This window comes from Curtobacterium sp. AC268 (assembly GCF_979258745.1).
Genome location: NZ_OZ409878.1, coordinates 2,494,958 through 2,520,117 on the forward strand (window position 1 = coordinate 2,494,958; position 25,160 = coordinate 2,520,117).

Genomic DNA, 25,160 nt, shown 5'->3' on the forward strand with positions numbered 1-25,160 from the left:
GTGTGACGGCGGGCGAGTCAGGCGTCGAGCGCGCGCCGTGCGGCCGCGACGACCTCGGCGTCGGTGACGAAGTGCGCCGAGCCGTCGTCCCCGGCGCCCATCGGCACCCCGGCGTGCGTGCTGTCCGCGGCCGGACGCTTGGCCGACAGGTGCACGGCTGCGGCGCCGGTGGCGAGCAGGGCGCGGACGTCGGCGGGGGTGACCCCGGCGCCGGCCATCACCTGCACGGGCCCGGCGGCCTCGACCATGCGCGCGATCGTCTCGGCGCCGGCGACCGCGGTGGGGGCGGCACCCGAGGTCAGGACGCGGGTGAACCCGAGCGCCGCGAGCGACCCGGCAGCGGCGACGGGATCGGTCGCGTGGTCGATCGCGCGGTGCAGGGTGACCTCGGCCGTGGCGCTGACCGAGCGGGCGGCGTCCACGAAGCGGCGGAGGGCGTCCTCGTCCAGGGTCCGGTCGGGGCGCAGGGCACCGACCACGACGCCGGCGGCCCCGGAGCGCAGGACCGTGCGGACCTCGCGCACCATGAGCTCGACCTCGTCGGGGGAGTGCACGAACCCGCCCGGACGGCAGCGGACCAGCGCGTGCGCCGGGATCCCGGTCTCGTGGGTCGTCTCGACCAGGGCCTGCGACGGGGTGAGCCCGCCGAGCTCGAGCCCGACGCAGAGTTCGACGCGGTCGGCGCCGCCGTCCCGCGCGGTGATCGCACCCGCCGGTGAGGTGACGGCGATCTCGAGTGCGGCGGTGGTGCTCATGCAGGGGCTCCGAGCGGTTCGTTGGAGGCGGGGACGATGCGGGCGCGGAGGTCCGGTGCCGTCGGGAACACTCGATCGTAGGGGAACATCGGCCGCTCGATCCTGTGGTGCCCGAGGCGCAGCAGGTCCTGGTCGACACCGCCCGGGGTGAGGGCGAGCATCCAGTCCGCGGACATGTCGAACAGCTCCGGTTCGAGGTACCCGATCTTCACGATGACGACGTCCGCCTGCCGCGGCGCCAGGTCGAGGTCGGTGAAGTCGTGCTCGTGGTGGTACGGCTTCCGCAGCTTGGTCAGGATCGCGAAGACGCTGCCGACCTGCAGCACGACCTCGGTCTCGGCGTCGCGGTCACCGTGCTTGATCGCGTGCACCCGGCCGGTCATCGTGATCGGGCCCGCGTGCACGTGGTCGACCTCGGCACCGGCGGTCACGGTGATCGTCGCACCGACGCCGGCGTCAACCGCCGCGGCGACGGCGGCCGGTCCGGGCACGCTCGCGTAGATGACGGTCGGGCCGGACGGGTCCTGGAACTCCGGGCGGGCGAGCACCTGGGTCAGGCCCCAGGTCATGTCCCCGGAGCCGCCGGCGGTGGGGTTGTCACCCGAGTCCGAGACGAAGTACGGCTTCGCGGCGCCCGGGGCGAGCGCCGCGTCGAGGCACTCCTCGAACGTGCCGGTGGGGGCGACGAACACGAAGTCCTCGCGGACGTCCCAGAACGCACCGGCGAGCCGTTCGGCACCGGCGGCGACGGCGGCCTCGTCCCACCCGGTGACGACGGTGACGGCCTGGTCGCGGGGCTGGTCGGCCCACGCGTACCCGACCCAGATCGCGGCGTCGAGCACGCCCTCGGTCTGCTCGACGAGCGGGACCTGCGCGTACAGGGACTTGGCCGGCTCGAGACGGGTCGAGGTCTGCTCGCCCGGCAGCAGGACGGGGATCGGGATCCAGGCCTTCACGGGTCGCTGCGCACCGACGGGTCGTTCGGTGAGCACGTCGACGAGGTTCCGGACGGCACGTTCCTTCGTCTCGAGGGTGTCCTCGTGCGGGGCCATCCGGTAACAGGTGACGAGGTCGACCTGGTGGGCGAGTTCGCGCGTGACGTTGCCGTGCAGGTCCATCGACGCGGATACGATGACGTCGGGGCCGACGACCGCGCGGATGCGGCCGAGCAGGTCCGTCTCGGCGTCGTCGAGCCCCTCGACCACCATCGCGCCGTGGATGTCGTACCAGAGCCCGTCGACCGGACCCAGCGCACGCAGCCGCTCCACGATCTCGTCGGCCAGTGTTTCGTACGACGCCCGGTCGACGATCCCGCCGGGCAGCGCGTGCCCGATGAGCGCCCCGCGGAAGTCCGCCCGGTCCGCCATGGTCGCCAGGAACGGGTAGCGGGCGACGGCCTCGTCGCCGCGGTCCGGGTGGAACGCGGGGGCGTGGGTCCGGGTCGGCGTGAACGTCGAGGTCTCGATGGCGAGCCCGGCGATGGCGATGACCGGGCGACGGGCGCCAGCGGCGCCAGCGGTGCTGGCCGCGGCGACGGGGACGGCTGGGGTGACGGGACCGGTCTCAGACACGGACGCTCCTGTTCCTGGTGGTGGACTGGGGGATGGGCGCGGAGAGCTCCTCGAGCGAGGCGGCGAGGCCCCGCTGCAGCGCGAACTGCCCGGCGCCGACGAGCCCGGCATCGGCGCCGAGCGACACCGGCTCGATGGCCAGGTGCTGGGTCATCAACGGGTGGCAGCTCTCGTAGAGCTGGCTCCGCACGGCTGCGATGAACGGGTCGAGGGTCGACAGGATGCCGCCCAGGTACACGGCGTCCGGGTTGAAGAAGTTCACGTTGGCGGCGAGCACCTCGCCCAGGTACCGGCCCGCCATCCGCACGGCACGGGTGGCCTCGGGGTGCGCGTCCGAGGCGAGCCGGACGACGTCGGCGGTCGAGGCGACGTCGACCCCGGCGTTCGACAGGATCCGGACCAGGGCGGCACCGGACGCCACCGTCTCCAGGCAGCCGGTGTTGCCGCACGAGCACGGGGTGTCCCCGGCGGCGTCGATCCGCACGTGGGTGATGTCCCCGGCGGCCCCGGTCGACCCGCGGTAGAGCCGGCCGTCGATGACGATGCCCGCGCCGATCGCGGACCCGGCCTTGATCGTGATGGTCTGGCGTCGAGCCGGGTCCTGCACGGTCTGTTCACCCGCCGCCATGCAGTTCGCGTCGTTGTCGACGATCGCCGGCAGGCCGAACCGGTCGCTCAGCCACGCGGCCACGGGGAACCCGTTCCACCCCGGCATCCGGCTCGGCAGGTCCACGACGCCGGCGACGACGTCGACGGGCCCGGGCAGACTGAGCCCGACGCCCCGCAGCCCCTCGCGACCACGGTCGTCGGCGAGCCGCTCGAGCAGCGCGGCCAGGCGCTGGAGCCCGGCGGTCGGACCGTCGGAGAGCGCGAACGGGACGTTCGCGACCGACTCGAGCGCGCCTCCAGGCAGGACCACGCCGATGCGCGCGTGCCCGCCGCCGACGTCCGCGGCGACCGCGTACTCGTCGACGCCGCCGATGCGGAGCACCTTGCGGGGACGGCCGCCGGTCGAGACATCCGTGCCTTCCTCGGCGAGGATCCCGTGCTCCAGGAGCTGCCCGACGACGTGCGAGACGGTCGAGGGGGCGGCTCCGAGCACCTTCGCGATCTCGGTCCGGCTGGCGGCCTGCCCCGAGGCGACGAGCTCGAGGACGCGGGCGCTGAGATCGGCCACGACTTTCTCCAATCCGGGCGGAACGGGAGCGGAACACCGGTCGGTGGTCCGTTCTGCCGCGAGCCTACGGGGCGGATCGAGCGGTCCACCCTTTCGTCCGTTCGGCAGTAACGCAGTTTTTACATCGAGATGTTTGTTTTTCCAATCGCTTTGGTCCTTGACTGTCCTCGTGCCGCCCGGCACCCGTGCTCCACCTCCCCGAAGTCCCTCGCACAAGGAGACACCGCATGTCCAAGCCCCGTCGCTGGGCGCTCCTCACCGGAGCTGCGATCGCTGTGAGCGCGCTGCTCGCCGGCTGTTCCGGAGGCGGCAACGCCTCGCAGGGATCGACCGACGAGATCGACTACGCGCTCCCCGCCAACTTCACGCCGAACTGGATCCTGCCGATCGGCACCGCCGCGCACCTCAACACGAACAACGGCTCCATCGCCCAGTCGCTGTACGAGCCGCTCGTCGCGTACGACGGCTCCACCGGCAAGATCGCGTGGAACAAGGCCGGCTCCGTCGCCACCGATGCGAAGTTCGCCGACGACGGCAAGAGCGTCACCATGACGCTCGGCGACCGGCACTGGTCGGACGGCGAGGCGATCACGAGCCGCGACGTCGGGTTCTGGTTCAACCTGATCAAGGCGAACAAGGACCAGTGGGGCTCGTACTCCAAGGGCAAGGCACCGGACAACTGGACGTCGTTCAAGGCAGTCGACGACACGCACTTCACCATCACGTTCGACAAGGCCTACAACTCGGACTGGATGCTCGCCAACCAGCTGAGTCACATCATCCCCCTGCCCCAGCACGCCTGGGACAAGACCAGCGCGACCGCGAAGGTGACCGACGCCGACGAGACCACCGCCGGTGCGAAGCAGGTGTGGAAGTACCTCAACACCGCCGCCGGCAAGATCTCCGACTACGCCACCGACGACCTGTGGAAGACCATCTCCGGACCGTACGGCGTCAAGACCTTCACCACGGCCGGCAAGGTCACCCTGACGGCGAACAAGAAGTACGACGGTGGTGAGAAGCCGTCGATCACGACGGTGAACCTGCTGCCCTTCACCACGGCCGACGCCGAGGTGAACGCCGTCCGCTCGGGCGAGGTCGACTACGGGTACATCAACGCCACCGACATGGACCAGGAGTCCTCCTTCACGGGGAAGGGCTACGAGGTCGAGCCGTGGACCGGCTGGGCCATCACGTACATGCCGTACAACTTCAACAACCCGACGATGGGCGCCGTCTTCAAGCAGCTGTACGCCCGTCAGGCCGTCCAGATGTCGATCGACCAGAAGTCGCTGTCGAAGGTCGTCTTCAACGGCACCGCCACCTCGACGTACGGTCCGATCCCGCAGGCACAGGAGTCCGACTACGTCTCCGACGTGCAGAAGTCGAACCCGTACCCGTTCAGCACCTCGAAGGCCAAGGACCTGCTGACCAGCCACGGTTGGGAGGAGCAGGGCGGCACGATGGTCTGCACCGACCCGGGCACGTCCGCCAGTCAGTGCGGCGAGGGCGTCGAGCAGGGCACGAAGTTCTCGATGCAGGTGCTGTCGCAGTCCGGTTCGACCGTGACCGACAACATGATGAGCGCGATCCAGTCCTCGCTCGCGAAGACCGGCATCGACTTCACCATCAAGACCGCACCGGTGTCGAGCGTGCTGTCGCAGACCCCGACCTGCACCTCGGACGAGGCCAGCTGCGACTGGGACCTGTCGTTCTTCGGCACCGCGGGCAGCTGGTACTTCCCGGCCTACCCGACCGGTGAGTCGCTGTTCCAGACCGGCGGTTCGGCGAACTTCGGCAGCTACTCCAACAAGGAGGTCGACTCCCTGATCGACGCGACCACCACCTCGACCGACGCCACCGCCGTGCAGGACTACAGCGCCGCGGTCGCGAAGGACCTGCCGGTGATCTGGCTGCCGAGCCCCGACTACCAGATCTCGGTCGTCAAGAAGGGCCTGTCCGGCTTCGACCAGGACTCGCTCGCCAACTTCCACCCGGCCCAGTGGAAGTGGACCAAGTAGGTCGCTGACGCGACCACGGCCTGGAGGCGCGGTGCGGGCCCGACCTGCACCGCGCCTCCGCCCCGGCTCACGCAAGAACCGACCATCGGAAGCCGCATGACCACAGCTCTCTACCTCACCAGGCGCGTCCTGCAGGCGCTCGCGGTGATCCTCATCGTCACCGTCGTGGTGTTCTGCCTGCTGCACGCGCTGCCCGGCGGCCCCGCCCGCGGCGTGCTCGGCGTCTCGGCCACCCCGACGCAGATCGCCCAGTTCAACCAGGCGCAGGGGCTCGACCAGTCGCTGCCCGTGCAGTACCTGCGGTTCCTCGGTCGTCTGCTGACCGGCGACCTCGGTACCTCGTACACGCTCAACGAGCCGGTCTCGCAGCTCATCGCCGAGCGCCTGCCGAAGACCCTCGTGCTCACCGGCATCTCCGCGGTGCTCGGACTCGTCGTCGCGATCCCGGTCGGCATGCTCCAGGCGGCCCGCCGCAACGGTGCGGTCGACTACGCGGCCACCGCCCTGGCGTTCGTCTTCTACTCGACGCCGGCGTTCTTCCTCGGCCTCGTCCTGATCATCGTCTTCAGCCAGCAGCTGCCGTGGCTGCCGTCCCAGGCCCCGAGCGGCACCACCCTCGCCGAGGTGTTCCAGGACCCCGCCGGACTCGTGCTGCCCGTGGTGACCGGAGCCCTCGCGATGATCGCGGTGTTCAGTCGGTACATGCGCGCCTCGACGCTCGAGAACCTGCAGGAGGACTACGTCCGCACCGCCCGCGCCGGTGGCGCCTCGACCGCGACGATCCTGCGACGGCACGTGTTCCGGAACTCGCTGACCCCGGTCGTCGCGATGCTCGGGTACTACCTGCCGGTGCTGTTCGGCGGCGCCCTGGTGACCGAGCAGCTGTTCAACTACCCCGGCATGGGGCTGCTGTTCTGGAACGCCGCACAGTCCTCCGACTACCCGACGCTGCTCGGCTGCGTGCTCGTCATCTCCATCGCGACCGTCATCGGCACCCTGCTCGCCGACGTCGCACAGTCCCTGATCGACCCGCGAGTGAAGGCGAGCCGCGCATGACCGCCGTCCAGATGGCCCCCGAAGCCCCTGGTGCCCCCGTCACCGTCGCGGCCACCGGGTTCCGGCTCGCCGCCCGCCGGTTCCGGGGCAACACCCTCGCCGTGATCGGCCTCGCCCTGATCGTCGTCATCGTGCTGTTCTGCTTCGTCGGCCCGTTCGTGTACCCGACCGACCAGACCCACACGCTGCTCGAGCAGGCCAACCAGGGCCCGAGCGCCGCGCACTGGCTCGGCACCGACGCCGTCGGGCACGACGTCCTCGGCCGCCTGATGTACGGCGGCAAGGTCTCCCTGATGGTCGGCATCGCCGCCGGGGTCCTGGCCACCGTCGTCGGCACGCTGTGGGGTTCCGTCGCCGGGTACGTCGGCGGCTGGGTCGACGCCCTGATGATGCGCGTCGTCGACGCCGGCATCGCGATCCCGGCCCTGTTCATCCTGCTCGTCATCTCGGCGATCACGAACCCCGGGGTCGGCGGCCTCATCGTCATCCTCGGCCTGGTGTCGTGGCTCGTGCCGTCCCGCCTGATCCGCGCCGAGACCCTGACGCTCAAGAACCGCGACTACGTCCTGACGCTGCGCGCGATCGGCGGCTCGCACGCCCGCGCGATCGGCAAGCACCTGCTGCCGAACTCGGTGTCGACGATCGTCGTCGCGGCGACGTTCCAGGTCGCCGACGCGATCCTGCTGGTCGCCTACGTCTCGTACCTCGGGCTCGGCGTGCAGCCGCCCGCGACGGACTGGGGCGGCATGCTCTCGGCGGGTCTCACCGCCGCCTACTCCGGGCGCTGGTGGCTCATCGTGCCGCCGGGTCTGGCCGTGATCCTGGTCGTCTGCGCGTTCAACGCGGTGGGCGACGGACTGCGGGACGCCTTCGACGTACGGGGCCGCTGATGACGACCGAACCGATCCTGCGGACGACCGACCTCGGCGTCTCCTTCAGCACCGAGTCCGGCACCGTCGACGCCGTGCGGGGGGTGTCCCTGACGGTCGCCCCCGGCGAGACCCTCGCCCTGGTCGGCGAGTCCGGCTCCGGCAAGTCGACCGTCGCCCTCGCCGCGATGGGCCTGCTCTCCGGCAACGCGACGGCATCGGGCAGCGCCGTCGTCGCCGGCCACGAGGTCGTCGGCGCCGGCGAACCCGCGCTCCGGGCACTGCGCGGCTCGACCGTCTCGATGGTCTTCCAGGAGCCCGCGACCGCCCTCGACCCGCTCACCCGCGTCGGTGCGCAGATCGCCGAGGTGATCCGGAACCACCGAGACGTCTCCGCGTCCGCCGCCGCGGCCGAGGCCGTCGACCTGCTCCGTCGCGTCGGCATCCCCGACCCCGAGTCGCGCACCCGGTCGTTCCCGTTCCAGTTGTCGGGTGGGCAGCGCCAGCGCGTGGTCATCGCGATGGCGATCGCGAACGCGCCGAAGCTGCTCATCGCGGACGAGCCGACCACGGCCCTCGACGTGACCGTGCAGGCCGAGATCCTCGAGCTCCTCCGCGCGCTCGCCGTCGAGACCGGCACCGGCGTGCTGCTCGTCACGCACAACATGGGTGTCGTCGCGGACTTCGCCGACCGGGTCGCGGTCATGCTCCAGGGCGAGATCGTCGAGACCGGCGGGGTCGAGGACGTCCTGCTCCGCCCCGAGCACGAGTACACCAAGCGGCTGCTCGCCGCGGTGCCGCGGCTCGACGTGGCGGGCGATCGTCCGTCGGCTCCCGTCGCCGACACACCGACCGAGACGGCCGGGAGGCCCGGTGCGGCCCCGGTGGTCGACCTGCGGGACGTCTCGGTGACGTTCGGGCGCGGGGCGCGCGCCGTCCACGCGCTCGCGGGCATCGACATCGCGGTGCACGCCGGTGAGACCGTCGGCCTGGTCGGCGAGTCCGGCTCCGGCAAGTCGACCGCGGCCCGGGTGGCGCTCGGGCTCATCAAGCCGACGTCCGGCACGGTGTCGCTGTTCGGGCAGGACCTGCGGACCGCGAAGGGCCGCGACCGTCGTGCCCTCCGCTCCGGCATCGGTGTCGTGCTGCAGGACCCGGTGGCGTCCCTCGACGCCCGGATGTCCGTGGCCGAGTGCATCGCGGAGCCCCTCGCCGTGCACCGTCGCGGGATGTCCTCGGCCGACCGCCGTCGCCGCATCGACGAGGTGCTCGACGCCGTCCGGCTGCCGCGGACCCTGGCGTCCCGTGCCCCGCGCGAGCTCTCCGGCGGGCAGCGCCAGCGGGTCTCGCTCGCCCGGGCGCTGGTGCTCGAACCGCGGTTGCTCGTCGCCGACGAACCGACCTCGGCGCTCGACGTCAGCGTGCAGGAGACCGTGCTCGAGGTCCTCGGCGAGCTGCAGGACGACCTGGGGTTCGCGTGCCTGTTCGTCTCGCACGACCTGGCCGTCGTGCAGCACTTCGCCGAGCGCGTCGTGGTGATGCGCCAGGGCGTCGTCGAGGAGCAGGGCACCACCGGCACGACGCTGCTGCACCCCACCACCGACTACACCCGGCGGTTGCTCGCCGCGGTGCCGGTGCCCGACCCCGTGCTGCAACGGCAGCGTCGGACGGAGCGCCTCGCCTCGCTCGCGGCGGTGACCGCGTGACCCGGGTCCTGGCCGGGGTCGACGTCGGCGGCACCAACACGAAGGTCGTCCTGACCACGCCCGACCTCGAGGTCATCGACCGCCTCGACCTGCCGACGCCCGCCCACGCGGGCGGGGCGGCGATCGTGACGGCCGCACTCGGGGCCGTGACGGGTCTGCTCGAGACGCACCGGGCCTCCTTGGCGGGTGTCGGGGTGGGCGCAGCCGGCGTCGTCGACCGGACCACGGGAACCGTCCTGGTCACCGGCAACTCGTTCACCGGGTGGGCCGGGTACGGCGTGACCCGGGCGGTGACGGACGCCCTCGGCGTCCCCGCGACCCTCGACAACGACGTGAACGCGTTCCTGCTCGGCGAGATCGCCACCGGCGCGGTCGTGGGGGAGTCCGACGTGCTCGGGATGACCCTCGGCACCGGCGTCGGCGGCGCGCTCGTGCTCGACGGACGGCTCTTCGCCGGCCCGCGCGGTGCCGCGGGTGAGATCGGCCACGTCCCCGGCTTCGGTGACGCGCGGTGCACCTGCGGACAGACCGGGCACCTGGAGACCATCGCGGGCGCACGCGGCATCGCCGACCGCTACGCCGAGCGCTCCGGCCGGATGCTCTCGGCACGGGACGTCGCCGTCGCCGCACGCGCCGGGGACGCCGACGCGGCCGCCGTCTTCGCCACCGCTGGGTGGGGCCTGGCCCGTGCCGCACTGCTGACCGCGGGGATCCTCGACGTCACGACCGTCCTGATCGGCGGGGGGATCGCACGGTCCTGGGACCTGCTCGAACCGGCCATCACGGCCGCGATCGCCGCGGAACCGCCGGTCAGCGGGGCGACGATCCGGCTCGCGCAGTCGACGCTCGGGTCCGACGCCGTCGCGCTCGGTGCGGCGGCGCAGGTGCGAGCGCGCGTGCTGGAGCCGGAGACCGCGTAGCGGGGGAGCGCCCGGGTCAGGGCACCCAGACGACGATGCCGCGCAGGTCGTGGAGCACGGCGGCGAGCCCGGCGCGCAGACCACGGGCCGCGCGGTCCGCGGTGAAGGTCTCGGGGTCGTAGTGGCTCGACGGGCCAAGGCCTTCGCCGCGGAATCCGCCGCCCGTCCAGTCCGCCGCCGTGACGTTCGACGTCGGCTCGGCGATCTCGGCACCGACGACCAGGAACTGCTGGTGGAGCGCGGTCGGCGAGACGGCCGCGAGCGGGTCGACCATGTGGTTGCCGACGGTGATGACCAGGTCGGGCTCGGCGTCGACGGCGCGCAGGACCGCGGCGATGCGGTCGTCGGCGTCGCTCGCCGAGACGGGGGTGACGGTGACGTCCTCGTCCGCGGCCCACGACTCGACGGCGTCGAGCAGGGTCCGGGTCGGAGCGTCGGCGGCGTCACCGGCGTCGGAGAGCAGCACGACGTCGTAGCCGGCGGGGGCGTGCACACCGGACCACGAACCGGGCTCCGGGTGGATGGTGGCCTCGGGAGCCGGCGGCTGGTCGGGGTCCGAGAACCCGGCGCCCAGAACCCCGGCCGAGGCGTGCGCGGACGCGGTCGCCGTCGGGCCGGTGCCGCCGGTGGTGTCGTCCGACGCCCCGGAGCAGCCGGCCAGCAGGACGGCGCCGGCACCCGCGAGGGCGACGGCGGTCAACAGGACGGTCGTCCGGGTGGCGAGGCGGGTCACGGCACCATGCAAGCACGCCCGCCGGCCGCCCCGGGCCGGTCGGGGGACCTGTCCAACACCCGTCCCGTTGCTGGTCACCGGCTGTTCACCTGCCGGTCGTCTGCGGGCCGGATCGTCTGCGCGTGCCCTCCGGAACCACCGCCGCGCTCCTGCGCGCCCGCCCTGCCCACCCGTCTCCCGTGTCCGCGCTCGTCGCACGGTTCGTCGCCGCACTCGTGCTGCTCGGGGTGGTCGTGATCGGTGTGCTCGCGGGCGCGGCACCGGCGTCGGCACACGGCTTCAGCTCGGTGGTCTACGCCGACGTCACGTCCACGAAGCCGACGGTCGTGCAGGCGAAGCTCGGGCTCGAGTACGACCTGATGCTCGTCTCGGTGGCCACGAGCGAGCACGACGACGCGCTGCACGAGCAGGGGCAGGAGGCCTGGGACGACGGGGACTTCCCCGGGATGGTGACGGCTGCCGAGGCGCACACCGACGCGATCGGGAAGTACGTGTTCGACCGCTTCACGGTGACCGGAGCCGGCGGGCAGGCCTGTACGGGCACGCTCGACGACACCGTCACGGTCGACCTGCAGGACGAGGTGCCGTACGCCCACGTGACCGCGGACTTCACCTGCCCGGAACCGTCCGAGACGCAGTCCGGGCACGTGGTGTCGTCCGAGCTGTTCCCGGACGACGAGACCTTCGTGCGCGACACCAAGACGATCGTCACCTACGACGTCGACGACCGGACGGGTTCGGCCACCCTCGACGCCTCGCAGCGCACCTTCTCGACCGAGCAGTCGGCGGGGGAGCGCTTCTGGGAGTTCTTCCGCCTCGGCGCCGAGCACCTGCTGACCGGGATCGACCACATCCTGTTCCTCGTGGCGCTCATCGCCGGGTCCCGTCGACTGCGTGAGGTCGTCTACACGGCGTCCGCGTTCACGATCGCCCACTCGATCACGTTCATCCTCGCCGCCCTCGGAGTGGTCAGCCCGCCCGCGATCGTCGTGGAGCCGCTCATCGCCCTGTCGATCGCCGCGGTCGCCGGCTGGTACCTGTGGCGGCTCTGGCGTCGTCGCTCGCGGGCCGACGAGCTGGTGGTCGGCGAGCACGGACACTTCTCGCTCGACCGTGCCGGGTGGACCCGCCTGGCCGTCGTCTTCGCGTTCGGGCTCATCCACGGGCTCGGGTTCGCCGGGGCGCTGGGCATCCACGAGGCGTTCTCGTGGCAGCTGCTCGTCTCGCTCCTCATCTTCAACGTCGGCATCGAGGCCGTGCAGCTCGCGATCATCGTCACCGTGTTCCCGCCGCTCTCGCTGCTGCGGCGGAAGGCGCACCGGGTGTCGCTCTGGGTGACGGGTGCCGTGACCGCCGGCGTGTTCGTGATGGGGATGATCTGGTTCGTCGAACGGCTGGCGGCGGGCTGACGCTCGCCGTGGAACCGTCGACGGGTCGAGCTCGTTCCTGAACAGCGACGAACCGTCACTCAGCGTTTACCAAGACGTTTTGCAGTGCATGCAGAGTCTTCCGTGCTGCACCAACCCACGTCTGAGAAACGGACCCACATGAGTCTCCTGTCCGGCGCTACTACCCGGCGCAGAACCACCACCCTCCGCGTCTGCGGAGCCGTCCTCGGGGCCGCGCTCATCGCCGGCGCCTCGATGGTCGGCACGAACGCCGCCACCGCTGCGACGAACACCCCCACCACCAACATCTCGACCGGTGGCCCGATCCACATCCTGCTCGGCGTCGGTGCGACCGAGAGCCAGCGCATCGCCTCGTGGTACTTCCCCACGAACGTCGCGCAGTCGCTCGAGATCCAGAAGACCGCGTCCATGACGGACGGCGTCTTCACCGACGCCAAGAAGACGATCGACGCCTCGGAGGCCGCCAACACCGCCGCCGACACGAGCGCGACCGACTCGAACACCAAGAGCATCCCCGGCATCGCCGCCGAGTCGGGCTACATCAACGCCCACGCAACGATCTCGGACCTCGAGCCGAACACCTCGTACACGTACCACGTCGGTGCGGCGGACGGTTCGGCCTGGTCCGCGTCCTACACCTTCACCACGAAGAGCTTCTCCGGCGACTTCGACTTCCTGTTCTTCGGTGACCCGCAGATCGGATCGTCGGGCTTCACCGACGACGACGGCGCCGGCTGGGCGGACACGCTCAAGTACGCCACGTCGACCGAGCCGGACGCCGAGCTCCTGGTCTCCGGTGGCGACCAGGTCGAGCACGCCAACAACGAGTACGAGTGGAGCGCGTTCGCCGACAGCAGCGACGTGCTGAAGCGCTACCCGTGGGCCTCGACGATCGGCAACCACGACGTGGGCGGCAAGGCCTACGAGCAGCACAACCAGGTGCCGAACTCCCTGAAGGTGCCGGACTTCTACCCGGGCGGCAACACCACCGCGAACTCGGGTGGCGACTACTGGTACATGTACAAGGGCGTCCTGTTCATCGACATCAACTCGAACGCCTACGCGGCCGGTTCGGACGCGTCCCACGTGAACTACGTGCGCGACGTCATCAACCGGTACGGCGACGACGCGAAGTGGACCACGCTGGTCTACCACCACTCGATCTACTCGCCGGCCGACCACGCGAACGACAAGGACAACCAGCAGCGCCGGTTCGACTTCACGCGTGCGTTCTCGGACATGGGTGTCGACCTCGTCCTGCAGGGCCACGACCACTCCTACTCGCGCAGCTACGCGATCAAGAACGGCAAGAAGGCCAACGTCAACGAGCAGCCCGCTGCTCCCGAGGTCTTCTCCGGCCCCGGCGGCGTCATCTACATGACGGCGAACTCGGCCTCGGGCTCGAAGTACTACGACCTCACCACCCCGGACGCCACCCAGAGCGGCTACGGCGCGGACCCGCTCGACCCGACCGGTCAGCGTCACTTCGCCAACTCGGTCGAGAACCAGGAGCACGTCCGCACCTTCGTGAAGGTCTCGGTCACCGACGACAAGCTCGCCGTCGAGAACATCCGCGCCAGCGACTGCACCACGCTCAACTCGGCCGTGCAGCACGGCAAGGTCGACAGCTGCGGCGTGACGCTCCAGCCGACGGCCACCGCTGACCCGGCTGCGATCGGATCGACGGTCGACAAGTTCAACCTGCACGCCACGCTGCCGACGACGAGCACCACGCTCACCGCGTCGGCGACCAAGCAGACCTACCGCACGGCCAAGCCGGTCAAGGTCACCGCGACCATCGGCGGTGGCATCGGCACGCAGAAGGGCACGGTGACGTTCAAGGACGGCAGCAAGGTCCTCGGCACCGCCCCGGTCACGAGCGGCACGGCCAGCATCACGCTGCCGGGCACCCTCACGGTCGGCAAGCACGCCGTCACGGCCTCGTTCGTCAACGCGGACCCGGTCTACTCGGGCACCGGCTCCTCGACGGCGAAGGCCACGACGGTCACCGTCGAGAAGAAGGCGACGAGCACGTCCCTGAAGTACAGCGGCGGCAAGGCGACCGTCGGGGTGAAGGCCACCGGCTTCCGGGTCGACGGCACCGCCCGGATCTACCAGGGCACGAAGCTCCTCGCCACCGTCAAGGTCCAGAACGGAACGGCCACCACGAAGGTGCCGCTGCGCGTGAAGGGCACGCACAAGCTGCACGCCGTCTTCGCCGGCACCTCGGTGCTCGACAAGAGCACCAGCCCGACGATCAAGGTCGTCGTCAAGTAGCACCAGGCACGAGCAAGGGCCCCGCGATCTCGATCGCGGGGCCCTTCGCCGTGTGGCCGGGGGTGGGCGCCCGGTCCTACCCGGGACCGGTGCCGCACCGGCTGACGGGAGACCCGAACTCCCTGTCCGTCCGCTGGTGAGAGCGACCGGTCAACCTGTGGTGAGCATGCGCCGACGGGGCTCGTTCGTCCACCCCACCAGGCCGATTGTCAGGCTTTGAGCGAATGTGCAGACATTCCTAGGTTCTGGCTGTGGAGAGGCGCATACTTCGAGCCTCCGAGAATGCGCGCTCGTCGCCGACGTCACCCCGCCTCTCCTTGCAGGAAGAGGCCGGACCATGCAGGCTCGCCATCTCAGACGAAGTTCCCTCCTGGTGGTGTCGGCCGCCGCCGTCGCGCTGATCACCCTCGGCACCGGTGGCGGGGCATCGGCCGCCACGGTCATCGACGGCCCCGTCAACCTCGGCACCGCCTCGACCTACGGCGCCCTCGGCGCGAGCGCGGTCACGAACACCGGCCCCTCCGTGATCAACGGCGACCTCGGGTTGTCGCCGGGCACGTCCATCACCGGCTTCGGCGGCGCACCGAACGGCGTCGTCAACGGCACCACGCACCAGACCGACGCCGCAGCCGCACAGGCCCAGCGCGACACCACCACCGCGTACAACGTCGCCGCCTCGCTCTCCCCGACCCAGACCGGTCTGACCGAGCTGAACGGCCTCTCGCTCTCACCCGGCGTGTACTCCGGCGGCGCCCTCGCCCTGGCGAACAACGGTGCACTGACCCTGGCCGGCAGCGCGAACTCCGTGTGGGTGTTCCAGGCCGCGTCGACCCTGACCATCGGGTCCGCCAGCCAGATCGTGATCACCGGCGGTGCCAGCTCGTGCAACGTGTTCTGGCAGGTCGGCAGCTCCGCGACCGTCGGCACCGGCGCCCAGTTCCAGGGCACCGTCCTGGCGCAGCAGTCCGTGACCGCCACCACCGGCGCGACCGTGCAGGGCCGACTGCTGGCCCGCACCGGCGCGGTGACCCTCGACACGAACACGATCACGGCATCGAACGGTTGCCCCGCGCCGGGCGCCCCGTCCGAGTCGCCGACCATCACCTCGGGCACCCCGTCCGACGGCACCGTGGACGTGCCCTACTCGTCCACCGTGACCGCGACCGGCACCCCGAACCCGACCTTCACCGCCACGGGCCTGCCCGACGGCCTGACGATCGACAGCACCACCGGCGTCATCTCCGGCACCCCGACCACCCCGGGCACGTCGACCGTGACGATCACCGCGTCGAACGGCACCAGCCCGGACGACACCAGCGTCGTCACGATCACCGTCCGCGCCCCGGCCCCGGTGCCCACCGCGACGCCCACCCCGACGGCACCCGCAGTGGCGCCCACCGGCACCCCGAGCGGCCCCGCAGGCGCCGGCGGTGGTGGCGGCGGAACCGGCCAGCCCACCGGTGAGCTCGCGTTCACCGGCTCGGACCCGACCGTCCCGCTGAGCATCGCCGCCGCGCTGCTCGCCGCGGGTGCAACGCTCATGGTCCTGCTCCGTCGTCGCCGTCGCACCGTCGGCCGCATCTGATCAACCCGTACGTCCTCACGGCCCCGCGACCCTGGTCGCGGGGCCGTCTGCGTGCCATCACCGGCCTTGCGGTCGGTCCACGTGCCCGATTGCATGGGGGCATGCCGACCGATTGTGTCTTCGACGACGTGCCACGGGCCTCCCGGCTCGTCGAGGACGACCTGGTCGTTGCCGGGGCGTCCCGAGGGAACCCTCAGGACGCTCCGGCTCCGATGAGGTCGGCGAGCGGGACGTCGTCGCGCGCCACGGCTGCGGCGACCTGGCTCAGCGAGCGCTGGTGTGTGCGGGCGTAGCGACGGATCATGCCGAAGGCCTCCTCGACGTCGACCCCGGCCGCACGTGCGAGGTACCCCTTGGCTTGTTCGATGGCGACCCGGCTGTCGAGCGCGCGCTGGAGCTGCTCCGCGGTGAGCGTCGCGTGCTCGAGGGTCCGTTGCTGCAACAGGCTGATGGTCGCGACGTCGGCGAGGGCCTGAGCGGCTCGGGCATCGGCGCCGTTCAGCGCTCCCTCCGTCTCGCGGAACAGGTTCAGCGACCCGACGGTGGTGTCCCGCAGCCGGAGCGGGATGGCGTGGACGCCCGCGTAGCCGCGAGCCCTCGATGCCTCGGCGAACCGGGGCCAGCGCTGCCGCAGATCGTCGGCGTTCTCCGAGGTCACCAGCCGGCCGGTGGTCACGGCGGTGATGCACGGCCCCTCACCGGCGTTGAGCTGGAGTAGACCGATGAAGCTGCTGCGCTCGCTCGTGGACGCGACGACGCGGAGCTCGTCCTGCTGGTCGAGCAGGTGGATCGCGCCCGCGGCGGCGTCGAACAACTCGACCGCCCGGTCGACCAGCGTCTGCAGGACGTCGACCACGTCGTAGTCCGCCACCAGGCTGTCGGTGAGGGTGACGAACGTCTCGACCAGTCGTGCTTCGCGTACCTCGGTCATGTGGAGCGGTCCTTCCGTCGAGCAGGCGGGACAACCGTAACCGAGCAGCAGACACGCGGACGTGTGGCTTGCACCCGGGAGCGCGGCGGCTCTAGCGTTGGAGCAGCTGCCCCAGACCCCGGCCGCCGGAACGTTCCGCCATTCCGATGACGACCAGGGAATCCATGACGACGCAGCACGCCGGTACCAGCCCGCAGCGGGAGACCAGCTCGAAACCCCTCACCGGCGGCTACCGGAAGACCGGCTCCCCGGCCGGACCGCGGACCGGCGGCACCTCGTCCTACTCCGCGCTGCTGGCGCAGGTGAAGGAAGCCGGGCTGCTCGAGCGCCGTCGGGGGTTCTACTGGGCGCTGTTCTCCGCGCTCGTCGTGGCGACGGCCGCGTGCTGGGTCGTGTTCGCGTTCCTCGGTGACTCGTGGTTCCAGCTCATCGTGGCCGGTGCGCTGGGTGTGCTGTTCACACAGTTCGCGTTCCTGTCGCACGAGGCCGCGCACCGTCAGGTGTTCGAGTCCCAGAAGTGGAACGACCGCGCTGGACGCTGGCTCGGCACGTTCCTGGTGGGCCTGAGCTACTCGTGGTGGATGAACAAGCACACGCGCCACCACGGCAACCCGAACACGGTCGGCAAGGACCCGGACATCGCCCCGGACGCGATCCGGTTCCTGCCCGAGGACGCCGCCGCCGTGACGAACGGGCCGCTGCGGGTGTTCGTGCAGTACCAGGGCTGGTTGTTCTTCCCGTTGCTGACGCTCGAGGGGATCAACCTGCACCGAGCCGCCGTCATGTCGGTGCTCCGGGGCACCGGCGGCCGCAGCGACACCCGGGGGCGGGTCCTCGAGGGCATCCTGCTCGTGGCGCGGTTCGCGATCTACCTGACGGTCGTGTTCTGGTTCCTACCGTTCGGGATGGCGTGTGCGTTCCTCGGGGTGCAGCTGGCCGTGTTCGGCGTGATGATGGGTGCCTCGTTCGCCCCGAACCACAAGGGCATGCCGACGATCGCCCACGATGCGAAGGTCGACTTCTTCTCCCGCCAGGTGCGCACCTCGCGCAACATCCGTGGCGGCTGGTGGGTGTCGTTCCTGATGGGTGGGCTGAACTACCAGGTCGAGCACCACCTGTTCCCGTCGATGCCGCGTCCGGCGCTGAAGCAGGCCCGCCTGCTCGTCCGTGACCACTGCGACACCCTCGACGTGCCGTACACCGAGACGACGCTGCTGCGCTCGTACGGCATCGTCGTCCGGTACCTCAACCGCGTCGGCCTCGCCGCCCGCGACCCCTTCGTCTGCCCGATGATCACCGAACTCCGGATCCACTGACCCCGTCCCGTGCCGAACCTCCCGAACGAACCCCACCAGCTGCGAGCAGCGGTGGTCGTGAACCCGACCAAGACCGACCAGACGCGCCTCCGAGGGGTGCTCGCCGCCGAGGAGCGCGCCCACGGATGGGCCGAGTCGCTCTGGTTCGTCACGAGTGCCGACGACGACGGACGGGCGGCTGCACGGGCCGCGCGCGACGCCCACCCGAGCGTCGTCCTCGTCGCCGGCGGGGACGGCACGCTCCGGGTCGTCGCCGAGGAACTCCGCGGCACCGGGACGCCGGTGGCGCTCGTCCCCAGCGGCACCGGCAACCTGTTCGCGCGGAACCTCGGGCTGCCCCTCGGTGACCTGGTGCGCTCCGTCCGTGCGGGGTTCAGCGGGACGGACCGCCCGATCGACGTCGGGCTGGCCGACCTGACCGACCCGGCGGGTACCACGACGTCGCACGCGTTCCTGGTGATGACCGGCATCGGGCTCGATGCGAGCATGGCGGCGGACACGAACGCGTGGGTGAAGAAGCGGTTGGGGTGGGTCGCCTACTCGGACCCCATCGCCCGGTCCGTGATCGGCAACCGGCAGATCCCGGTGCACTACGGGATCGACGACGGCCCGCTCCGCAGCATGAGCGCACACACGATCATCGTCGGGAACTGCGGCACCCTGACCGCGGGCATCCTGCTGCTCCCCGCGGCCCGCCCGGACGACGGGATCCTCGACGCCGTGGCGTTCCGGCCGGCCGGGTGGTTCGGCTGGACCAAGGTCGGGTACGCCCTGACGCTCAACCGGTTCTTCGCGCGCACCCGGTTCGGGCGGCTCCTGGCCCGGGTGCTGCCGACCTCGCGTGCGCTCCGGTACACCCGGGCACGGACGCTGCGGCTGACCGTCGACACCCCGGAGCGTGTGCAGCTCGACGGCGACGCGTTCGGCGAGGTGGTCGCGGTGTCGCTCACCACGCACCACCACGGCCTGGTGCTCCGGACGGAACCGGTCTAGCCGGTGCTGCCGAGGTCGGCACCCCGGTGCACGACGTCCTCGGCCATGGCCCGGATCCCGCGACCCGCGCCGGCAGCAGCACGTCGCAGGATCTGGAACGCCTCGTCAATCCGGATGCCACGGCGGTAGGCGAGTGCGCCCTTGGCCTGTTCGAGGAGCACCCGGGCCTCGAGCGCGTCCTCGACCTGTTCCTCGATCGTGGTCGACACCCCGCGGTCGCGCTGTCGGACCAGGGCAGCCGAAGCCGCGCCGGCGAGCAGCTGGAGCAGCACGACGTCCTGGTCGCTGTGCCCGCGGGTGTGTTCGGCGAAGACGCACAGGGAGCCGATGGTCCGGTCCCGCAGACGGATCGGCTCGGCGAACGTGCCGTGCAGCCCGCGTTCGCGCATCGTCGCCGCGAACGCCGGCCACTCCGACTCGTGCGTGGACACGTCGGGCACGTCGATCGTCTTGCCGGTCCGGTAGCAGTCGAGACACGAGCCCTCGTTCGTGCCGAGCTGCGCTTCCTCGGCCTCGCTGCTGCGCTCGCTCGTCGAGGCGATGACCTGCAGTGCACCGGACTGGTCCGCGAGCACGACGCCCGCCTCCGTCGCGGAGGTCCCCTCCACGCACGCCGCGATCACACGGTCCAGGGCGTCGAGCACCTCGAGGTCGGTGTCCAGAGCAGGCACCAACCGATCCGGCAGGTTGATTGCGCCACTGGTCGTCATGCTTCGACGCTACGACCAGACCGATGGCGCACGGCTCAGCCAGTTCGCGTACCGGATGACCGTCTGACGCCCGTGACGACCCTCCCGCCAGCCACGTCCGTCGAAGTGCGGACTGGTGCGACCCCCGGACAGGGGGTCAGGATGACGCATCAGTTGCACAGAGCAACTGGCAGGTGCTTCACCGACAGAGGAGTCGTCATGAAGAAGTCCATCGCAGCCGCGTTCGCCGCGGTCGCCGTCATCACCGCCGGCGTGTTCGCCGCGTCGCCCGCGTCCGCGCTGCCCGTCAGCACGAAGGTCGTCGGCGGCGAGAAGGCCCCCACCACCTCGTGGGCGGTGCAGCTCGAAGCCTCCGGCGGGAGCATCCCCGCAGGCTACGTCAGCAACTGCACCGGCGAGCAGCTCAACGCCTCGTGGATCCTCACCGCCCGGCACTGCATCGACGGCATCGGTGCGATGAACGTGTACCACTCCAATTCCACCGTCAACCGCGGCGCGGCCGTCGCCGTCGACCGGGTCAGCGCCTCGCCGGCGGGTGACATCGCGCTCGTGCACCTGCGGACCGCCTACTCGCTGTCCACCTACGCACCCCTCGACCTCACCGCGACGGCCAAGTCGAGCGGCACCGGCACCATCCAGGGCTACGGCTTGCGTGCCAACGCGACCCAGTCCGACGGCCTCTACCAGGCCACCGTCTCGCTCACCGGCGCGAGCACCGACGCCTTCAACGGTCGTGCCCAGCACCTCACCGGCGTGACCGGCGCCTCGAACCACGGTGACTCGGGCGGCCCGCTGCTCGTGAACGGCAAGGTCGTCGCCGTCTGCTCCACCGGCGACAGCGCCGACCCGGGTGCGAACACCAAGGCCGGCTCGAACTACGCCCTGCTGTCGCAGGCCTCGTCCTGGATCCGGACGACAGCCGGCGTCTGAACCACCTGACGGACGGGAGGCGCGGTGTCAGCCGGCACCGCGCCTCCCGTCCGTCCCCACCCATCTCCAGAACCGGGGTCGCCTGCTCGGCGTCCGTCACCCACCAGCTGAGCGCCCGTGCGGGCGCTGCGACGACAGTAGGGCCATGAGCCAGTACGAGAAGCGCGATCCGAACACCCTCTACCCGGCACCGCCGTACCCGAAGCAGGAGCAGTCACTGCCGGGTGCCGCGTGGAAGATGGACCCGAAGCCCGACCACGGCGAGGAGAGCTACACGGGGCTCGGACGGCTGAAGGGGTACCGCGGCATCGTCACCGGTGCCGACTCCGGCATCGGCCGTGCCGCCGCCATCGCCCTGTCGCGCGAAGGTGCGGACCTGGTGCTCTCGTACCTGCCGGACGAGCAGGAGGACGCGGAACAGGTCCGCGACCTGCTCGAGTCCGAAGGCCGTCGTGCCGTGCTGTTCCCCGGGGACATCTCCGACGAGCAGTACTGCACGGACCTGGTGCAGAAGGGGGTCGACGAGTTCGGCGGCCTCGACACCCTGGTCATGGTCGCGGGGCGCATGGAGAGCAACGAGGACATCCTCACGCTCGACACGTCGATGTTCGACTCCACCTTCAAGACCAACATCTACTCGCTGTTCTGGCTGACCAAGGCTGCGGTGCCGCACCTCGAGCCCGGGTCGACCATCGTGACGACCGGTTCGATCCAGGCGTCGACGCCCTCGCCGGACAAGATCGACTACGCCGTGTCGAAGGGCGCGATCAAGCTCTTCACCGAGGCCGTCGCGCAGCAGCTCGCGCCGAAGGGCATCCGTGTGAACTCCGTCGCGCCGGGGCCGGTGTGGACGCCGCTGCAGCCGGGCTCCGACGACGCCGAGACGGTGTCGCACTTCGGGGAGAGCTCGCCGTTCGGTCGCCCGGGCCAGCCCGCCGAGCTCGGTGCCGCCTACGTGCACCTGGTCAGCCCGGAGTCGAGCTACCAGTCCGGGTCGACGATCACGATCGCCGGTGGGACGCCGGCGTTCTGAGGTTCTGAGTTTCGTGTTCTTGCGTTCGAGGAAGGGGACCACGTGTCCGGAGTGACGCACACCGTGCTGGTCGAGTGGGACGGGGAGGACCGGTCGTCCGAGGCCTCGGCCCTGTCGCGTGAGCACCTGCCACGGGTCGAGGGGGTCGAGTCGGTGCAGTCCGGCACGAGCGTGAGCACCGAGGGGCTGGAGGGCGGGTTCCACTGGATGCTCGTCGTCCGGTTCCGCGATCGTGCCGCGCTCGCCGGGTACCTGCCGCACCCGGAGCACCGGCCGGTGGCCGAGTTCATCGGTGCAGCGAGTGCGCGTGTCGTCGTGTTCGACGTCGAGGACGCCAGCTGACCGCTGCGGCGGAAGCTGTGTAACGCTCTGGTTGCGATGGCGGCCGAGGGGTTCCGTTGTTCGTGGAGCCTCGACGTACGGTGGATCGGCCATCGCAACGGCGCGGGGGTCACCGGCCGGCGCCGTGGCTCTTCGGAGCCCGCGCAGGTCGGGTCCCCGCCTTGCGGGCGGGGACCGTTCGACATCCGCCGACGGAGGGAAACAGACGATGCCCGGCAACCCGAACCCGTTCGTCCACGACGGCGCGAAGATCCTGCTCGGCGAGGCGGGAGCGGCGCACTGCGACGAGTGCGGTGACGCCGTCCGGCTCGACCCGCGGATCGGCAGCTGGCGGACGGTGCAGCAACCCGGTCCTCAACTCCCACCTGACCGGCAACGGCGCAGTGCGGCGGGTGCCGCGTGAGCGGCACCGTCCGGACCGTCGGCATGACCCTGGGGTTCGTTGCGGCGATGGCGCTGACCGCCTGTTCCGGCGCACCGGCCGCGACGCCGACCCGGACCGTGACGGCGACCGCGACGCCGGAGGCACCGGCCGACACCGGCACTCCGACCCCGACCGCTCCCGCGACGGACGCAGCGTTCAGCCCGTCGGACCCCGCGACCTGGACCATCTCGACCGACGAGGTCGGACCGATCGCCCTCGGTGGTCCAGTGCAGGGCGAGATCGACGACCTGGCAGCCGCCTACACCCGGAGTACGGACGCGTGCCCGGCCAGCCCGGAGACGACGTTCTGGGAGCGAGCCGACACCCCCGGCCTCATCGTCATCCCCCGCGACGGCAAGGTCGTCGGGGTGACCATCGGTGGGGTGGGGGCGGACCCGGTGACCACGAACTCGCCCGAGACCGACGCCGGGATCGGCATCGGAGCGCCCCTGACCGAGGTGCGGTCCGCGTACCCGGACCTGCAGTACACCGGGACCTACGGTGAGGAGCAGGGGCCGTACTCGATGTGGAGCGTGCAGGCTGACGGACGCTACATGACGTTCCAGCTCGGGACGGACGGCGCCACGGTCGCTGCGATCTGGGTGGGGTCGGTCGCGAAGCTGCCGTACGAGTACTGCGCCTGACTCCTCGCTACCGGCTGACGGGTTCGGCTCCGAGCACACCGAGCAGCGCCAGGGCGTCGGCGTCGGGTGAGCCGACCGGGGCCGTGTAGAGCACCAGGTGCTGGTCGCGGTCGGTGAGCGCGAGACTGTCGCAGTCGACCGTGACCGATCCGACCGACGGGTGCTGGAAGGTCTTGGTGAGCACGGGCGTCATCTGCACGTCGTGCTGGTCCCAGAGCCGCCCGAACTCGCTGTCGCCCGCTCCGAGCTCCTCGATCAGGTCGCCCACGGCAGGGTCGTCCGGGTACCGGGTCCGGGCCGCCCGGAGCTGCATGACGACGTGGCGCCGGAACTCGGCGCCGTCGGAGATCCCGTACGGCGGGGGAGTCTCCGGCCCGGGGTGTGCGGGGAACGCCCGCCGGGCCAGGTTCCGCTCGGCCGGATCGAGCACCGAGAAGTCCTCCATGAGCGCTGCGGCGAGGGGGTTCCACGCGAGCACGTCGAAGGTGGCGGACAGGACGAGCGCCGCGGTCTGCGGCAGCCGGTCCACGAGCGCGAGGATGCTCGGCCGGACGTCGCGGCGCACCCGGCCCAGCTGCAGTGCGGCCGTGCCGGCGAGTGCGTGCAGGTGGTCGGACTCCGCCGGGGTGAGCAGGAGCGACCCGGCGATGCCCGCGAGGACCTCGGCAGAGGGTCGGGGTGCGCGTCCCTGCTCGAGTCGGACGTAGTACTCGGTGGAGATGTGGGCGAGGACCGCGACCTCCTCGCGACGGAGCCCGGGCGTCCGACGTCGTGGTCCCGACGGCAACCCGACGTCCTCGGGGCGCAGGCGTTCGCGCCGTGAGCGGAGGAACGCGGCGAGTTCCGGCTTGTCCATGGCACGAGTCTCCACCGGTTGGGGGCCCGGATCCTGGTACCGCTCGTACCTGTATCCGGGCAGTCGTCCGGCGTGACGCTGGTCCCGTGAACAACGAAACCACCACCACCAGTCCCATCGGCCTCTTGACCGACAAGGTCATCCTCATCACCGGCGCGAGCCGCGGCATCGGTGCGGCGGCCGCCCGACTCTTCGCTCGGGAGGGCGCCCGGGTCGTCCTCGCCGCCCGCAGCACCGCCGCACTCGACGCCGTCGTCGCCGACGTCCGAGCGGCTGGGGGCACCGCCGATGCCGTCGCACTCGACCTCGCCGACCCCGCCAGCATCCGTGCTGCGGTGGCCCGCGTCGACGAGCTGCACGGGCGACTCGACGGGGCCTTCAACAACGGCGCGACCATCCAGCAGCCCGGGCCGCTCGACACCACCAGCGACGAGGACATCGACACCCAGTTCGCGGTGAACTTCCGCGGACACTGGGTGGCGATGAACGCCGAAGCCGAACTGATGCGTCGCGGCGCAGGCGGCGCCATCGTGAACACCTCGAGCATCGGCAGCCGCCGGGCCAACCCGGCGTTGCCCGCCTACGGTGCGATGAAGCGTGCGCTCAACAGCATCACCGAGACCGCGGCCGTCACCTGGGCGCCGGCGCGCATCCGGGTGAACGGCATCACCCCCGGCGGCACCGCGACCGAGATGATCGACGCCTGGGAGGCCGCGACACCGGGCATCGTCGACCAGATCAACGCCACGGTGCCGCTCGGTCGGATGGCCGAGCCCGAGGAGGTCGCCGAGGTCGCCGCCTGGCTGCTCAGCGATCGCGCGTCGATGGTCACCGGGGCGATCGTCCCCGTGGACGGCGGCGCCGGAGCCTGACGCCGAACGCTCCGGGCCTCCCTGGCAGGA

At 71.1% G+C, this 25,160-nt stretch carries 23 protein-coding genes; 16 read left to right on the forward strand and 7 right to left on the reverse strand.

Annotation, left to right across the window (positions count from 1 at the left end):
* Nucleotides 1-17 precede the first annotated feature (17 nt).
* The 3 genes from ACZZ9K_RS11845 to ACZZ9K_RS11855 are packed head-to-tail and all read right to left on the reverse strand — an operon-like array spanning nucleotide 18 to nucleotide 3,503.
* Nucleotides 18-755 carry a copper homeostasis protein CutC gene (locus ACZZ9K_RS11845; protein WP_071245156.1) on the reverse strand — a complete coding sequence of 246 codons (738 nt, stop codon included), beginning with the start codon at nucleotides 753-755 and terminating at the stop codon, nucleotides 18-20.
* The gene (locus ACZZ9K_RS11850; RefSeq protein ID WP_463444136.1) at nucleotides 752-2,326 is read right to left on the reverse strand and encodes a M81 family metallopeptidase; all 1,575 of its coding nucleotides are present in this window, start codon (nucleotides 2,324-2,326) and stop codon (nucleotides 752-754) included. Before ACZZ9K_RS11850 ends, ACZZ9K_RS11845 begins: the two co-directional genes overlap by 4 nt.
* The gene (locus ACZZ9K_RS11855) at nucleotides 2,319-3,503 is read right to left on the reverse strand and encodes an ROK family protein (RefSeq protein ID WP_027467220.1); all 1,185 of its coding nucleotides are present in this window, start codon (nucleotides 3,501-3,503) and stop codon (nucleotides 2,319-2,321) included. The genes ACZZ9K_RS11850 and ACZZ9K_RS11855 overlap by 8 nt, the downstream gene beginning before the upstream one ends.
* A gap of 227 nt (nucleotides 3,504-3,730) precedes the next feature.
* Between ACZZ9K_RS11855 and ACZZ9K_RS11860 the strand changes: the two genes are divergently transcribed.
* The 5 genes from ACZZ9K_RS11860 to ACZZ9K_RS11880 all read left to right on the forward strand — a co-directional run bounded on the left by ACZZ9K_RS11860 (nucleotide 3,731) and on the right by ACZZ9K_RS11880 (nucleotide 10,075).
* On the forward strand, nucleotides 3,731-5,524 hold the full coding sequence (locus ACZZ9K_RS11860; RefSeq protein WP_463444137.1) for a peptide ABC transporter substrate-binding protein: 1,794 nt from the start codon (nucleotides 3,731-3,733) through the stop codon (nucleotides 5,522-5,524).
* Between the two features lie 96 nt (nucleotides 5,525-5,620).
* On the forward strand, nucleotides 5,621-6,580 hold the full coding sequence (locus tag ACZZ9K_RS11865) for an ABC transporter permease (protein WP_463444138.1): 960 nt from the start codon (nucleotides 5,621-5,623) through the stop codon (nucleotides 6,578-6,580).
* Nucleotides 6,577-7,470, forward strand: a complete 894-nt coding sequence (locus ACZZ9K_RS11870; RefSeq protein ID WP_027467217.1) for an ABC transporter permease — start codon at nucleotides 6,577-6,579, stop codon at nucleotides 7,468-7,470. Before ACZZ9K_RS11865 ends, ACZZ9K_RS11870 begins: the two co-directional genes overlap by 4 nt.
* Nucleotides 7,470-9,155 carry a dipeptide ABC transporter ATP-binding protein gene (locus ACZZ9K_RS11875; RefSeq protein WP_463444139.1) on the forward strand — a complete coding sequence of 562 codons (1,686 nt, stop codon included), beginning with the start codon at nucleotides 7,470-7,472 and terminating at the stop codon, nucleotides 9,153-9,155. The genes ACZZ9K_RS11870 and ACZZ9K_RS11875 overlap by 1 nt, the downstream gene beginning before the upstream one ends.
* The gene (locus ACZZ9K_RS11880) at nucleotides 9,152-10,075 is read left to right on the forward strand and encodes an ROK family protein (RefSeq protein ID WP_138802341.1); all 924 of its coding nucleotides are present in this window, start codon (nucleotides 9,152-9,154) and stop codon (nucleotides 10,073-10,075) included. Before ACZZ9K_RS11875 ends, ACZZ9K_RS11880 begins: the two co-directional genes overlap by 4 nt.
* A 16-nt stretch (nucleotides 10,076-10,091) precedes the next feature.
* On the opposite strand, the gene ACZZ9K_RS11885 is transcribed toward ACZZ9K_RS11880, so the two are convergent.
* On the reverse strand, nucleotides 10,092-10,808 hold the full coding sequence (locus ACZZ9K_RS11885; RefSeq protein ID WP_463444140.1) for a type 1 periplasmic-binding domain-containing protein: 717 nt from the start codon (nucleotides 10,806-10,808) through the stop codon (nucleotides 10,092-10,094).
* Between the two features lie 122 nt (nucleotides 10,809-10,930).
* Between ACZZ9K_RS11885 and ACZZ9K_RS11890 the strand changes: the two genes are divergently transcribed.
* The 3 genes from ACZZ9K_RS11890 to ACZZ9K_RS11900 all read left to right on the forward strand — a co-directional run bounded on the left by ACZZ9K_RS11890 (nucleotide 10,931) and on the right by ACZZ9K_RS11900 (nucleotide 16,079).
* The gene (locus ACZZ9K_RS11890; protein WP_463444141.1) at nucleotides 10,931-12,217 is read left to right on the forward strand and encodes a HupE/UreJ family protein; all 1,287 of its coding nucleotides are present in this window, start codon (nucleotides 10,931-10,933) and stop codon (nucleotides 12,215-12,217) included.
* Between the two features lie 138 nt (nucleotides 12,218-12,355).
* The gene (locus ACZZ9K_RS11895) at nucleotides 12,356-14,494 is read left to right on the forward strand and encodes an Ig-like domain repeat protein (protein WP_463444142.1); all 2,139 of its coding nucleotides are present in this window, start codon (nucleotides 12,356-12,358) and stop codon (nucleotides 14,492-14,494) included.
* Nucleotides 14,495-14,870: 376 nt separating this feature from the next.
* Nucleotides 14,871-16,079 carry an ice-binding family protein gene (locus ACZZ9K_RS11900; protein WP_463444143.1) on the forward strand — a complete coding sequence of 403 codons (1,209 nt, stop codon included), beginning with the start codon at nucleotides 14,871-14,873 and terminating at the stop codon, nucleotides 16,077-16,079.
* Nucleotides 16,080-16,272: 193 nt separating this feature from the next.
* On the opposite strand, the gene ACZZ9K_RS11905 is transcribed toward ACZZ9K_RS11900, so the two are convergent.
* Nucleotides 16,273-17,010: a GAF and ANTAR domain-containing protein gene (locus tag ACZZ9K_RS11905; protein WP_138802344.1), complete on the reverse strand. Its 738-nt coding sequence runs from the start codon at nucleotides 17,008-17,010 to the stop codon at nucleotides 16,273-16,275.
* Nucleotides 17,011-17,174: 164 nt separating this feature from the next.
* On the opposite strand from ACZZ9K_RS11905, the gene ACZZ9K_RS11910 reads away from it, so the two are divergent.
* Both ACZZ9K_RS11910 and ACZZ9K_RS11915 read left to right on the forward strand, forming a co-directional pair.
* Nucleotides 17,175-18,326, forward strand: coding sequence for a fatty acid desaturase family protein (locus ACZZ9K_RS11910; protein ID WP_463444144.1), 1,152 nt, complete (start codon nucleotides 17,175-17,177; stop codon nucleotides 18,324-18,326).
* Nucleotides 18,327-18,383: 57 nt separating this feature from the next.
* Nucleotides 18,384-19,319, forward strand: coding sequence for a diacylglycerol/lipid kinase family protein (locus tag ACZZ9K_RS11915; protein ID WP_138802346.1), 936 nt, complete (start codon nucleotides 18,384-18,386; stop codon nucleotides 19,317-19,319).
* Here the strand turns inward: ACZZ9K_RS11915 and ACZZ9K_RS11920 are convergent.
* On the reverse strand, nucleotides 19,316-20,029 hold the full coding sequence (locus ACZZ9K_RS11920; protein WP_463444145.1) for a GAF and ANTAR domain-containing protein: 714 nt from the start codon (nucleotides 20,027-20,029) through the stop codon (nucleotides 19,316-19,318). The genes ACZZ9K_RS11915 and ACZZ9K_RS11920 overlap by 4 nt on opposite strands.
* A gap of 198 nt (nucleotides 20,030-20,227) precedes the next feature.
* On the opposite strand from ACZZ9K_RS11920, the gene ACZZ9K_RS11925 reads away from it, so the two are divergent.
* The 5 genes from ACZZ9K_RS11925 (at nucleotide 20,228) to ACZZ9K_RS11945 (ending at nucleotide 23,402) form a co-directional block, all read left to right on the forward strand.
* Nucleotides 20,228-20,959 (forward strand): S1 family peptidase, encoded by a 732-nt coding sequence (locus tag ACZZ9K_RS11925; RefSeq protein WP_214527157.1) that lies wholly within the window; start codon nucleotides 20,228-20,230, stop codon nucleotides 20,957-20,959.
* 145 nt (nucleotides 20,960-21,104) lie between these two features.
* Nucleotides 21,105-21,992, forward strand: coding sequence for an SDR family oxidoreductase (locus ACZZ9K_RS11930; RefSeq protein WP_027467207.1), 888 nt, complete (start codon nucleotides 21,105-21,107; stop codon nucleotides 21,990-21,992).
* A gap of 42 nt (nucleotides 21,993-22,034) precedes the next feature.
* Nucleotides 22,035-22,334 carry a Dabb family protein gene (locus tag ACZZ9K_RS11935; RefSeq protein ID WP_301596955.1) on the forward strand — a complete coding sequence of 100 codons (300 nt, stop codon included), beginning with the start codon at nucleotides 22,035-22,037 and terminating at the stop codon, nucleotides 22,332-22,334.
* A gap of 208 nt (nucleotides 22,335-22,542) precedes the next feature.
* Nucleotides 22,543-22,737 carry a hypothetical protein gene (locus ACZZ9K_RS11940; RefSeq protein WP_071404793.1) on the forward strand — a complete coding sequence of 65 codons (195 nt, stop codon included), beginning with the start codon at nucleotides 22,543-22,545 and terminating at the stop codon, nucleotides 22,735-22,737.
* Nucleotides 22,734-23,402, forward strand: a complete 669-nt coding sequence (locus tag ACZZ9K_RS11945; RefSeq protein WP_463444146.1) for a hypothetical protein — start codon at nucleotides 22,734-22,736, stop codon at nucleotides 23,400-23,402. The genes ACZZ9K_RS11940 and ACZZ9K_RS11945 overlap by 4 nt, the downstream gene beginning before the upstream one ends.
* 7 nt (nucleotides 23,403-23,409) lie before the next feature.
* Here ACZZ9K_RS11945 and ACZZ9K_RS11950 read toward each other — a convergent pair whose 3' ends face one another.
* Nucleotides 23,410-24,258 carry a helix-turn-helix transcriptional regulator gene (locus ACZZ9K_RS11950; RefSeq protein WP_463444147.1) on the reverse strand — a complete coding sequence of 283 codons (849 nt, stop codon included), beginning with the start codon at nucleotides 24,256-24,258 and terminating at the stop codon, nucleotides 23,410-23,412.
* Nucleotides 24,259-24,344: 86 nt separating this feature from the next.
* Between ACZZ9K_RS11950 and ACZZ9K_RS11955 the strand changes: the two genes are divergently transcribed.
* On the forward strand, nucleotides 24,345-25,130 hold the full coding sequence (locus tag ACZZ9K_RS11955) for an SDR family NAD(P)-dependent oxidoreductase (protein WP_463444148.1): 786 nt from the start codon (nucleotides 24,345-24,347) through the stop codon (nucleotides 25,128-25,130).
* The last annotated feature ends 30 nt before the right edge of the window (nucleotides 25,131-25,160 follow it).